The following is a 12,428-nucleotide window of genomic DNA, read 5'->3' as shown; positions in this document are numbered from 1 at the left end:
GCGAGAGGCTGCCGTGCGCCGCTCGCACGCGCCTCTCGGCTACGCGCCCGCCGGCCCTGTGGAGCCGCGCACGACGAGCTCGGTAGAAATGGCTGGTGCCTTGCCTCTGCTGCCGTGCGCCGGACGGCGGTCGTCGGCGGCGATGCGCTCGAGCATGCGGCGAACGGCGAGCGTGCCGATCAGCGCCAGCGGCGTACGGATCGTGCTCAGCGGCGGCGAGGTGAAGTCGGAGCCGAAGATGTCGTCGAACCCGACGATGCTCAGGTCGCCGGGAACCCTCAGCCCCTTCTCCTGAGCTGCGCGCAGCAGTCCGATGGCCATGAGGTCGTTGTATGCCACGACAGCGCTGACACCGGATGCGGCGACGCGCGTCATTGATGCCCGCCCGCCTTCCAGCGTGGGGATGCCGGGCCCGATCTCGACGATGCTCATGCCGAGCTCGACGGACTTCGCGAGAAGCGCCTCCCACCGCGCGGAACTCATCCACGAGCCTGAAGGGCCGTAGAGGTACCCGATGGAGCGGTGCCCCAGTTCCGCCAGATGCGTCAACGCCTGATCGATGCCGGGCTCGAGGTCTGGCACGATCGCGTCGACGCCGTCGATGCGGCGGTTGATGACGACGAGGGGGCGCAGCTCGGCGAGGTCGGCGATCTGCTCATCGGCAAGACGGGTCGTGACCAGGATCATGCCGTCGACCGACGGCGCGACCCGCTCCGCCGTCGCGGCCTCGCGCTCGCCCGACTCCTGGGACTCAGCGATGATCAGGGTGTAACCGCTCTCGCGGGCGGCCCGCTCGGCGCCGCGCACGACATCGAAGAACATGGGGTTCGTGATGTCGGCGATGATGAGCCCGAGCGTCATGGTGCGGCCCGTGGGCAGGGCCCTCGCCATGGGATTCACCCGATAGTTGAGCGTCTTCGCCGCATCCTGAATCAGCTTCTCCGTCTTGGCGCTGATGCGCCCCGGCTTGCTGAGCGCGCGCGAGACGGTCGAGGGGTTGACCCCGGCCAGCTCAGCGATGTCGTAGATCGTGGGCGCCGGCTTCGACGATCGGCTGCGCGCGGGCGCACCCGATCGGGTGTCCTGGCTGCTGTCGATCTCTGTCATGAAACTCCTGACGCTCTGTGTTCTCTGCCAACGCTAGCGCGACACGCGTGGCGGTCTGCGAGGCCGCGCCCGGTCGGGCGACGGCCGGGGCGGTCATGCCCGCTCGCCGAAGGTGCCTTCCTGCCTGATGCGCTCGTTCAGAAGCTCCAGGAAGCGATCCTCGTCGAAGTCGAGCGAGACCTCGGTGCCCAGCCAGCTGGAGAGGTGGATGGCGTTGGCGAGACGCACTCCCTTGATGCCATCCGACCCGGGGGCGATGAGCGGTGTGCCGTCGAGAACGTTCGCGGCGAAGTTCTCGAGCACTCCGGCGTGCTGGCCGCCCCAGACCGAGTCGAATTCGATGACCTCGGTCGAGTAGAGGTCGTCTGCGTCGAGCTGCCCCATGAACAGCTTCATGACGTCGGCCATGTCCATGCTCTCGCTGAGCTCACGCTCCGGCTTCTTCAGGCGGGTGACGGTGGCGGTCTTGCTGTTCTCGACGACGATCTTGCCCGCGTCGCCGAGAATCTCGAAGCGGTCGGTGCCGGTGAGATCGTGCGTGGCCGTGACGAAGACGCCCGTCACCCCGTCGCCGTAGTCGACGACGGCCGTCACCTCGTCTTCCACCGCGATGTTTCGCCGGAAGCCGTATGCGACCTTCGCGAACACCTTCTCCGGCACGCCGCAGATCCACTGCCACAGGTCGAGCTGGTGCGGCGCCTGGTTGACGAGCACGCCGCCGCCCTCGCCACCCCATGTCGCGCGCCACGCGCTCTGGTCGTAGTAACCCTGGGGGCGCCACCAGTTCGTGATGATCCAGTTCGAGCGACGGATCGCCCCGATCTCGCCGCCGTCGACGATCTCCTTGAGCCGCTTGTAGAGCGGATTGTTGCGCTGGTTGAACATGATGCCGAACGTCAATTCCGGCTTCGTGGCGGCGAACGCGTTCAGCTGCGCAACCTGCTTCGTGTAGACGCCTGCGGGCTTCTCGACGAGGGCATGGATGCCCCGGCCGAGGGCCGCCATCCCGATCTCCGGGTGCAGGTAGTGCGGCACCGTGGTGACCACGGCATCTACCGCGTCGCTGTCAAGAAGGGCCTGGTACGTGTCGAAGAACGGGACGCCGGGATACGTGTCTGCCGCGACCCCGGCCTTCGCCGTATCGATGTCGGCGATCGCGCCGATGGTCATATTCGGCACGAGGCCGTCGGCGATGAACTTCGCGTACATCGAGCCCTGTGTTCCGAGCCCGATGATGCCGAGCCGTACTGTGTCTGCCACGTGATCCACTTTCTGCTTCTCTTGCTTCTGTCGGTGCGGGCTCCCTCAGGATCCCACCGGATGCTCCCGGTCGAGCCGTAGCGTTCAGGCGGCGACGCCTGAACGCTCATCCTGTGCTCGTTGCTCTTCGATGAGGCGGCGCCGGTTGGCGCGCCTCTCCTGCTGGCGGTCGGGGTCGGGCACCGGCGAGGCAAGCAGCAGGCGTTGGGTGTATGGATGCTGCGGGGCGCTGGTGATCTGTGCGGCGTCGCCCTGCTCGACGATCTCGCCGTGGTACATGACCGCGATGCGGTGGCTGATGTGGTTGACCACGTCGAGGTCGTGCGAGACGAAGAGGTAGGAGACGCCCGTGTCCTTCTGGATCTGCAGGAACAGGTCGAGCACTTTCGCCTGGGTGGAGAGATCGAGTGCGCTGACGGGCTCGTCGCACACGATCAGTTTCGGCGACAGGGCGAGTGCTCGCGCGATGGCGACGCGCTGGCGCTGGCCGCCGCTGAACTCGCGAGGCAGGCGGCCGATCGTGTCCTGCGGCAGCCCGACCTCGTCGAGCACCTCACGCACGCGTCGGCGCGCGTCTGCACCGGTCTTGCCCTGCACGGTGAGCGGTTCGGCGAGGATGTCGCCGATGGTCATGGAGGGATTCAGCGACGTGTACGGGTCTTGGAAGACCACCTGCAGGTCCCGGCTGAGTCGGCGGCGGGTGCGACGGCCTGCGTGGCTGATGTCCGCGCCCTCGAACGTGAGCGTGCCGCCGGTGACGGGGGCGAGACCGAGCAGCGCCCGGCCCAGGGTGGTTTTGCCGCTGCCGGATTCGCCGACGAGCCCGAGTGTCTGCCCGTAGCCGATCTCGATGGAGACCGTGTCGAGTGCACGGAACGGCGTGCTGCGGAATCCCTTCCCCGGGTACTCGACCACCAGGTCGCGTACGCCGAGCAGCGGGCCGTCGGTTCTCTGCGTCGGTGCCATCAGATGCTCGCCTTCATTCTCATCTCGTCATCGAGGGGGTCTGGGCCGGCGGTGAGCATGGTCATCGGCGTCTTGCCCTCGAGCATGGCTCCCAGAAGCGTCTTGGTGTAGGCATCCCGCGGGTCGCGGAGAATGCTGCGCACGTCGCCGGATTCGACGAGTCGGCCGTTCTGCATGACCACGACCCGGTCGCAGAGGTCGGCGACAACACCGAAGTTGTGCGTGACCAGCACGACCCCCATCGTGAACCTGTCCTGCAGGTCGCGAAGCAGGTCGAGCACCTCAGCCTGAACGGTGACGTCGAGAGCCGTGGTCGGCTCATCCGCGATAAGCAGGTCGGGATTGCAACTGACGGCTCCGGCAATGAGCACGCGCTGCGCCATGCCGCCCGAGACCTCGTGCGGGTATGCGTCGAACGTGCGCTGCGGGTTGGTGATACCCACGATGCCAAGGAGTTCGAGGGCGCGCGCCCTGGCGTCGGCCTTCGATAGCCCGAGGACTTTCACGAGGGGACGCACGAGCTGGTACCCGATCGTGAAGTTCGGGTCGAGGTTCGACATGGGCTCCTGCGGAATGTAGGCGATGCGCTTGCCGCGCAGGGCCGCCAGCCGCCCCTGGGAGAGACGGCCGCCACTCGAGGAGACGAGCGGCGTGCCGTCGAAGACGATGCTGCCGCCGGTGATCACCGCTTCATCCGGCAGAAGTCCAAGGATCGAGAACGCGGTCTGGGTCTTGCCGGAACCGGATTCGCCGACGATGCCGAGCACCTCGCCGCGGTCCAGGTGCAGGGAGACGTCCGTCACGACAGTCTTCACGCGCCCGCTCGGCTGCGGGTAGCCAACGCCGAGGCCGTTCACCTCGAGCAGGTGGTTGCTCTTCACCAGCGCCACCCCGCGGGTCTCGTCATCGTCCAGCAGACTCACGCGGCTCGGCCCGGCGGCGGCGCGCTTCTTCGCGGCCTTCGGGGTGTCCTCCAGCGCGTCACGCAGGGCGTTGCCGAGAACCACGAACGCGCCGATCGTCAACGAGATCGCGATCCCCGGCCACACGGCCAGGATCGGCGAGGTGTAGATGTTGATGAAGCCTTCGTTGAGCATCACGCCCCAGGTGGGCACGAGCACGTCACCCAGGCCAAGGAACTCCAGTGTCGCCTGAATCGAGATGGCGATGCCGCACACCATCGATGTCTGAATGATCAGCGGCGCCCGCACCACGAAGAGAATGTGCTTGCCGATGATGCTCGTGTTGCTCAGCCCCGCGACCCTGGCGGCGTCGACATACAATTCGCTGCGCACCGCCTGCACCGAGGTACGAGTCAGCCGGAAGAAGCCGGTAGAGATCAGCACGCCGAAGATCGTCATCGACACCCAGACGCTGTGTCCGAGCGCCGCGGAGGCCGCCAGCAGAATGATGATCGCAGGCAATGACATGAGCACGTTCGTGCACCAGGAGGCGATCGAGTCGAACCAGCCGCCGAAGAATCCGGCGATAAGCCCGCTTGGCACGCCGACGACCAGAGCCACTGCCGCCGCGAGCGCCGCCGCGATCAGGGTGCTGCGCGCGCCGACGAGCAGCCGGGAGAACACGTCACGTCCGGCGCTGTCCGTGCCGAGCAGATGCGCCCCGCCTGGGCCCTTCAACGCGTCCGCCAGTGACGCATGGTTGGGGTCGAATGGCGCCACCCACGGGCCGATGATTCCTGAGACGACCACGATCGCCAGAATGATCAACGCGATCAGGCCGAGCGGGTTGCCCACCAGGCGGCGCAACACGCCGGGGCGAGCCGGCTCCGCCGTGACCCCGGCGCCCGCCAGGGCGTCGGCATCCATCGCATTCTCGGTTTTGATAGTCGGCTCACTCATGACACACGCGCCTTCGGGTTCAGCCAGCCGACCGCGAGGTCGACGAGAAGATTGACGATCACGACGATGAGGACGATGTAGACGACCACCCCCATCAGAACGGGCATGTCGCCCTGGATGGTGGACTGCAGGGCGAGGAAGCCCATGCCGGGCAGGGCGAAGATCTGCTCGATCACGACGACCCCGCCGAGCATCACGATGAACTGCAGCGACAGCACGGTCATGCCCGCCGGCGCCGCACCCCGCAACACGTGCCGGAAGAGGATCTCACGCGGGGCGAGCCCTCGACTGCGCAGGGTGCGCACGTAATCCTTGCTGAGAACGTTGATCGTTGCACTGCGCACCTGCTGCGCCGTCGAGGCGACCGCGCTGATCGCCAACGCGACCACCGGCAGAACGAGCGATACCGCCCAGCCGCCAGGATTGCCCCCCAACGGTACATACCCGGTCGCCGGCAGCCAGTGCAGCTTGATCGCGAAGATGGTGACCACGATGATCGCGATGACGAACTGCGGAATCGCCGAACCGGCGATCGAGACGATCTGCAGCAACCGGTCGATCCACCCTCGGCGCACGGCCGCCGCGACACCGACCAGAGTGGCGACGATGGCGACGATCGCGATCGTGACGAGAACGAGCGAGAGAGTCACCGGAAGGCGGTCGAAGATGCTGCCGACGACCGAGCGGCTCGTGAACCACGACACCCCGAAGTCGCCATGCAGTACGCCACCAAGCCAGTGCAGGTAGCGGCCCACCAGCGGCTGGTCGAGCCCCAGCTCGATCTCCTTCTGGTGAACCTGGGCCTGCGTCGCGGACTCCCCCAGAATGTTCCTGGCGACGCTCGTCGCCGAGAAGTACAGCAGGAAGAACGTCAGCGACGACACCACGAAGAGCGCCACGACGCCGGAGACGATCCGGCGAACGATGAATGAAAACATGTCAGCTCCGATATCAGCTGGTCAGTGAGGATGGCGGGTGACCCAGGCGTAGCCGCCAGGGCCACCCGCACAGCGACTACTTCTTCGGTGCGTAGGAGTAGATCGACGGAATCGCCTGCTGCGCCTGCGGCGTGGTCGTCGTGTTCTTGTCAGTGAAGAAGATCTGGTCGGGCCGGTAGAACGGGGCGAACCACGCCTGCGCGGTGACGTAGTCATTCAGCTGCTTCGCCGCCTTGGCCTGATCGGCTTCCGAGCCTTTCTGGATGGTGTCGACCATCGACTCGACCTTGGGGTCGGTCGTATGGAACGGGTTGTACGTGGCGTTCGGCGTGATGATCTGATTGGCCGCGACCCAGGGCGAACCCTGGAACAGCGAGAACCAGCTCATCGCGAACTTGCCCTGCACCATGCCGGAGATGAAGTCGGCACCGGCCACGTTGACCCAATTGACGGTGATGCCGACGTCTGCGAGGTTCTGCCCGATACCAGCGGTCAGGGCCGGGTCGAAGAAACCGGAGACCGTGGGCATCGACACGCTGAACCCGTCAGAGTAGCCGGCCTCAGCCAGCAGCTTCTTGGCCTTGGCCGGGTCATACGGGTAGGAGTTGTCGAGCGACTTGTCATAGGCCGCGGTGGTCGGGCCGAAGACCTGATTCGTCACGGTGCCGAGGCCCTGGCCCACCTGCTTGAGCAGCGTCTTCTTGTCGATCGCGTAGTTGATCGCCTGGCGCACCTTCACGTTCGCCAGCGCGGGAACCATCTTGCCGTCGCGATCGAATATGAGCAGACCCTGCCAGTCGGTCGGGTACCTGTACTCGGTGAAGCCGCCTGACTTGGCCTGGGCCTCAGTCTTCGCCGTCAGCAGTGCCGCGTTGACCTGGCCGGAGAGAAGAGCGTTCAGCATGGCGGTGGTGTCCAGGATCGGCTTGAGCACGATCTTGTCGTAGACCTGCAGTGACGGGTCCCAGTACTTCGGGTTCTTGACGAACGTGTACGTGGAGCCGGCGACGGTGGCCGACGCATCCAGCGTGTACGGGCCGCTGCCGACCGGCGCGGTGTCGATCTTGCCGCCGTCGATCGCCTTGGGGCTCGCAATGAATCCGTCGGCGTTACCGAGGTAGTCGAGCAGCGCCGGGTCCGGCGCCTTCAACGTGATGACCACGGTTGTCGCGTCCTTGGCGTCCACGCTCTCGATCTGAGCCAGCGTCGAGGCGTCCGGACCGTTTCCGGTGCGGAACCGGTCGAGGTTCACCTTCACGGCGTCGGCGTCGAGCTTCGTGCCGTCGGTGAACGTCACGTCGTCGCGAAGGTTGAGCGTCAGCACCGTCTTGTCGGCGTTGTACGACCACTTCTTCGCCAGCATCGGGATCAGCGTGCCGTCGGGCTTGCGCCGCAGCAGCGAATCGTAGACGGGCTGGTCGAACTGCAGGTAGTGGCCGATGTGCGACTGCGCGGGGTCGAACGATTTGACGTCGACGAGGGTCCCGATCGTGAGGGTTCCGCCCGTGGCGGTCTTGCCGGTGTTCGTGGAGCCATCGCTGCCTCCTGCCGAGCACCCGGTCAGCACGAGCGCTGCCGTCGTGACGATGGCGGCGAGCGCCACCCGTGGACGTAACTTCATTGTTATCTCCTCATTGCTGTTGATGCTGCGTGAGATCTGAACGAACTGGTGCAACCGGTTGCCGTGCCACAACAAGGCGGGTTTTCGGAGACCGGTTTCGTCAGACTAGCTGTTGCGGAGCGCTTTGGCAACCGATTGACAAGCCGAACCGATCGCCGTTACCGAAACGTGAACTCGGGCTCGCCCACAGGGCGCTTCGGATACGCCTGGTCGTACACGTCCTGAATGATCTCGAGCGACTTCTGCGCCGCCCTCGCATCGATCCAGAACGGCTCGCCGCCACCGACACCCGCGTAGAAGTCGCCGATGAGCAGTTCGTGCGAGACGCCCCAGTACGCACGGGCGCCCGGTGCCAGCTGACGCTCGGCCACGCGCTCGACTCGGCCATCCGCGTATCTGACCGTGAGGTCGCCGCGCAGCGCGAGGGTGGCCTTCTCTGTGACGATATCGAGTGTCACCGGAGCGTTGACGGCGTTCGAGAGCGTCGCGAAGAGCGTGCTCGTCGCGCCGTTCTCGTGCTGCATGACAAGATCCGCCGTGTCTTCGACGTCGATGGCGTCAGCAAGCAGTCGCGTGGCGATTCCGCCGCGCGTGGATGCCACATCGCCAACCAGCCACTGCACCAGGTCGATCGTGTGGATCGCCTGATTCATGAGCAGCCCGCCACCCCCGGTCTGCCAGCGCCCTCGCCATGGCCGATCCTCGTAGTACCCGGCATCGCGATGCCAGAAGACCGTAGCGGATGCGCCGAGCACCGTCCCGAGATCGCCCGAGCGCACCAGCTCATGCGCCGCCTGCACGGGCGCGTTGTACCGGTTCTGGAAGCAGACGGCGATGCGAGCGTCGCTGCCGCTCGCCGCCTCAACGAGGCGCTGGCCATCGCGGCGGGTGTGCGCCAGCGGCTTCTCAAGGATCACATCGATGCCGGCCGCGAGCGCATCGAGAGCGATCTGCACGTGCGTGTTGTGGGGCGTGCAGATGTGCACGACATCCGGTCGAACGCTCGCCAGCAGTTCGCGGTGGTCGGCGAAGCCGGCAACGCCGAGGGCCGTCTCGGCGGCCGAGAGCCGGTCCGGGTCTGTGTCGCATACGGCGACCAGGACCGCATCCGGCATCGCGCCGATCGCCGCCAGATGCACTGACGAGATGTCGCCGCAGCCGATCACGGCGGCCCGCACGAGCCCCGTGCCACGTGCGGAACCGGCGCCCTTAGCCGGTGTGGGCCCGGCTGCCTCGCTCATCCGGCGACCACCCCGAGGTCGGCCAGAATGCCGGCGAACGCCCGTGCCGCCTGCCCGAACGCGGTCGGGCCGGAGAACCCGCCCAGCTCGAACGCCTCGTCAAGGTGCGGCTCAAGCGAGGCGAAGCCCGCGTAGCCGTCATCACGCAGCGCGGTGAGCGTCTCGCGCAGCTGGCCGTCGCCCTCGCCGGCGGGCACGACCGCGCCCGTCGCGGCCAGCGCATCCTTCACCTGCAGGTAATCGACATAGGGCCGCAGCATGGCGTACGCGTCGTCGAACGGGCGCACGCCGACCTGCACGAAGTTGGCGTTGTCCCAGGCGAGACGGAGGGCGTGCGAGCCGACGGATTCGACGAGGTCGAGAACACGCTCGGGCACGTCGCCGTAGATGGCCTTCTCGTTCTCGTGCAGCAGCACGACGCGTTCGCGCTCGGCCACGTCGGCGAGCAGGCGCATCCGCTTCATGACGTCGTCGCGAATGGATTCGACCGGCACCCCCTCGCCGCGGAAGAAGGAGAAGATGCGGATATTCGGCGTCGCCAGTGCCTGCGCCACGCGGATGACCCGCTCGAGCCGGCCCACCTCGTGCTCGGCGTCGAGGGCGACGTCGACCTTGCCGATCGGCGACGCGACGGCCGAGACCGACATCTGCTGCTGGGCGAGAGTGGCGGCGAGCTCGGCGAGGCGATCGTCGTCGAGGTCGACCACATTGATGCCCCACGCGCTCCTGACCTCGATGTGCCGGGCGCCGAGTGCTTTGAGCACGGTGATCTGGATGCGCGGGTCGGCGTCGATCTCGTCGCCGAAGCCAGAGAGAGTCCAGACGGGATGGGCGGTTGGTGTCACGGGGTGATCCTCCAGTGTCAGAACAGGTCGGTTCAGAACAGATCGGTTCAGAAAAGGTCGGCGAAGCCGAGCGCCACCAGGTTGTCATGCGAGGTCTTCAGGCACTCGAGGGGAGAGCGGCCGTATTGATCGTCCTGCTCGACGAGTAGGTACTTCGCGCCGATCTCCTGGCTGACGGGCACGATCGAGGCGAAGTCGAGATTGCCCTCGCCCACCTCGGCGAATTGCACGACGCCCGTGAACGCCGTCATGAACGCGGGGAAGTCGCCGGCCGCCAGCGCCTCGAACGCCTGGGCGGGCAGCTGGCCGATGCGATAGTCCTTCAGGTGCACCATGGCGACGCGCTCGCCGTACTTGCGCAGCGTGGTGACCGGGTCGAGCCCGCCGCGCTGCACCCAGTGCACGTCGACCTCGAGGCCCATGAGCGGCGCCCGATCGGCGATGATGTCGAGAAGGTAGCGCCCGTCGTACTTCGCGAACTCGATGTGATGGTTGTGGTAGTACAGGCCGATGCCGTGCTCGGCCAGCCGCGCCGCCATCTCGTTGCTGGCATCGCAGAATTCGAGCACCTTCTCGAGCGAGGCCATCGCGTCGAAGGGCAGCATGCCGATGCGGATCATCGATGAGTCGAGCGTCTTCGCGTCGTCGACGATCTTGTCGAAGTCGTTCGTGAGCGACTCGTTCGGCGAGCCGGGGGCCGCGGTCAGAGCCGCGGACAGCGCGGCGATCTCCATGCCGAGTTCGGTGCGAGCGCGGCCAAGCTCAGCCACGTTCTCGGGAGTCATCGGGATCTGGGAGACCTCGACGGCGTGGTATCCGATCTCGCTCACCCGCCGCAGCGTCTCGAACGGCCCCGCCTCGGCGAAGTCGTTCTTGAGCATCATCGCCTGAACACCGATTCTGGCCATGCGGATATCCTCCCTTGGATTTCGAGTATGCTTTGGCAAGCGGTTGCCACGCCTGTCGATCATACGTCACGCGGCGCGCGGATGCAGCATCCGCCGCCATCACTGGCTGTCACTGAACCGACACATGCCGGTCGGCCCGCTCGAGTGGCCGCTACGCTTGAGACAGCTTCACCTCCCCATACTCAGGCGGATGAGCCTCCGCCCGACCAGCCCTCGAAGGAGCGTTCGTGTCAGATCAGAAGGCAAACATCGGGGTCGTCGGCCTCGCGGTCATGGGTTCCAACCTGGCCCGCAACCTCGCCAGCCGCGAGGGCAACACGGTTGCGGTCTACAACCGCACGTGGGCCCGCACCGAGGAGCTGATCACCGAGCACCCGGAGGCCGGCTTCATCGCCTCGGAGTCGATCGACGACTTCGTGGCCTCTCTGGCCACTCCACGCACGGCCATCATCATGGTGCAGGCGGGCAAGGGCACGGATGCTGTCATCAGCCAGCTCGTCGAGAGGTTCGAGCCGGGCGACATCATCATGGATGGCGGCAACGCGAACTTCCATGACACCATTCGCCGCGAGAAGGAGATCAGCCCTACCGGCATCCACTTCGTGGGCACCGGCATCTCCGGCGGCGAGGAGGGTGCGCTCAACGGCCCCTCGATCATGCCCGGCGGGTCGGTCGAGTCGTACAAGACGCTCGGCCCCATCCTCGCCTCGATCGCCGCCGTCGCCGAGGGCGAGCCGTGCGTGACACACGTGGGCACCGATGGTGCCGGCCACTTCGTGAAGATGATCCACAACGGCATCGAGTACGCCGACATGCAGCTCATCGCCGAGGCCTACGACCTGCTGCGTCGCGTCGGCGGCCTGGAGCCGAGCGCCATCGCCGACGTCTTCACCGAGTGGAACAAGGGCTATCTCGAGTCGTACCTCATCGAGATCACGGCAGAGGTACTGAAGCAGACGGATGCCGCCACAGGCAAGCCGTTCGTCGACATTGTGCTCGACGAAGCCGGCTCCAAGGGCACGGGCGTGTGGACGGTGCAGAACGCCCTCGACCTCGGCGTTCCCGTCGGCGGCATCGCCGAGGCCGTTTTCGCACGTGCCGTCTCGAGCAAGCCGGCGCAGCGTGCCGCCGTGCAGTCCGTGGTCACGGACCGGCCCGAGGTGCAGGGCGTCGACGCCTCGTTTGCCGACGACGTGTCGAAGGCGCTGTACGCCTCGAAGGTCGTTGCGTACGCACAGGGCTTCGATGCGATCATCGCCGGGGCCGAGAAGTACGGCTGGCAGATCGACAAGGGAAACATCGCGAAGATCTGGCGCGGCGGCTGCATCATTCGCGCGCAGTTCCTGAACCGCATCGTGGATGCCTACGCCGAGAACGCGAACATCGCCACGCTGCTCGAGGCGCCGTACTTCGCGAAGGCCGTTGCCGAGGGCGAGGCCGCGTGGCGCCGCGTGGTGTCGACGGCGGCACTCTCCGGCGTGCCCGTGCCCGGCTTCAGCTCGGCGCTCAGCTACTTCGACTCGCTCGCGCAGAAGCGCCTGCCGGCCGCGCTTGTGCAGGGCCAGCGCGACTTCTTCGGAGCTCACACCTACAAGCGCGTCGACAAGCCGGGCGTGTTCCACACCCTGTGGTCGGGCGACCGCACCGAGATCGAGACGGAGCCCTCGACGCACTGAGCCG

Annotated in this window: 10 protein-coding genes; 1 reads left to right on the top strand and 9 read right to left on the bottom strand. The window is 66.5% G+C overall.

The genetic code is table 11. From position 1 onward, the window contains the following. Positions 1-39 precede the first annotated feature (39 nt). From OSC27_RS05890 to OSC27_RS05850, 9 genes are all read right to left on the bottom strand, one after another. Positions 40-1,107: a LacI family DNA-binding transcriptional regulator gene (locus OSC27_RS05890; RefSeq protein ID WP_267180525.1), complete on the bottom strand. Its 1,068-nt coding sequence runs from the start codon at positions 1,105-1,107 to the stop codon at positions 40-42. A 93-nt stretch (positions 1,108-1,200) separates the two neighbouring features. Further along, complete coding sequence (locus OSC27_RS05885) at positions 1,201-2,367, bottom strand: Gfo/Idh/MocA family protein (protein WP_267180524.1); 1,167 nt, start codon at positions 2,365-2,367, stop codon at positions 1,201-1,203. A gap of 84 nt (positions 2,368-2,451) precedes the next feature. Further along, positions 2,452-3,333: an ATP-binding cassette domain-containing protein gene (locus tag OSC27_RS05880; protein ID WP_267180523.1), complete on the bottom strand. Its 882-nt coding sequence runs from the start codon at positions 3,331-3,333 to the stop codon at positions 2,452-2,454. Beyond that, complete coding sequence (locus tag OSC27_RS05875) at positions 3,333-5,195, bottom strand: dipeptide/oligopeptide/nickel ABC transporter permease/ATP-binding protein (protein WP_267180522.1); 1,863 nt, start codon at positions 5,193-5,195, stop codon at positions 3,333-3,335. Before OSC27_RS05875 ends, OSC27_RS05880 begins: the two co-directional genes overlap by 1 nt. Continuing rightward, positions 5,192-6,133 (bottom strand): ABC transporter permease, encoded by a 942-nt coding sequence (locus OSC27_RS05870; protein ID WP_267180521.1) that lies wholly within the window; start codon positions 6,131-6,133, stop codon positions 5,192-5,194. The genes OSC27_RS05875 and OSC27_RS05870 overlap by 4 nt, the downstream gene beginning before the upstream one ends. A 76-nt stretch (positions 6,134-6,209) precedes the next feature. After that, positions 6,210-7,754, bottom strand: coding sequence for an ABC transporter substrate-binding protein (locus tag OSC27_RS05865; RefSeq protein WP_267180520.1), 1,545 nt, complete (start codon positions 7,752-7,754; stop codon positions 6,210-6,212). A gap of 158 nt (positions 7,755-7,912) precedes the next feature. Further along, positions 7,913-8,995 carry a Gfo/Idh/MocA family protein gene (locus tag OSC27_RS05860; RefSeq protein WP_267180519.1) on the bottom strand — a complete coding sequence of 361 codons (1,083 nt, stop codon included), beginning with the start codon at positions 8,993-8,995 and terminating at the stop codon, positions 7,913-7,915. Beyond that, positions 8,992-9,840, bottom strand: a complete 849-nt coding sequence (locus OSC27_RS05855) for a sugar phosphate isomerase/epimerase family protein (protein ID WP_267180518.1) — start codon at positions 9,838-9,840, stop codon at positions 8,992-8,994. The genes OSC27_RS05860 and OSC27_RS05855 overlap by 4 nt, the downstream gene beginning before the upstream one ends. A gap of 47 nt (positions 9,841-9,887) precedes the next feature. After that, positions 9,888-10,748 (bottom strand): sugar phosphate isomerase/epimerase family protein, encoded by an 861-nt coding sequence (locus tag OSC27_RS05850; protein WP_267180517.1) that lies wholly within the window; start codon positions 10,746-10,748, stop codon positions 9,888-9,890. A 227-nt stretch (positions 10,749-10,975) separates the two neighbouring features. On the opposite strand from OSC27_RS05850, the gene gndA reads away from it, so the two are divergent. Beyond that, positions 10,976-12,424: an NADP-dependent phosphogluconate dehydrogenase gene (gndA, locus tag OSC27_RS05845; protein WP_267180516.1), complete on the top strand. Its 1,449-nt coding sequence runs from the start codon at positions 10,976-10,978 to the stop codon at positions 12,422-12,424. Positions 12,425-12,428 lie beyond the last annotated feature (4 nt).

Source organism: Microbacterium sp. STN6, assembly GCF_026410545.1.
Classification (GTDB): Bacteria; Actinomycetota; Actinomycetes; order Actinomycetales; family Microbacteriaceae; genus Root112D2.
The sequence above is the reverse complement of the archived record's forward strand: the minus strand, read 5'-3'. Positions and strand labels throughout refer to the sequence as shown.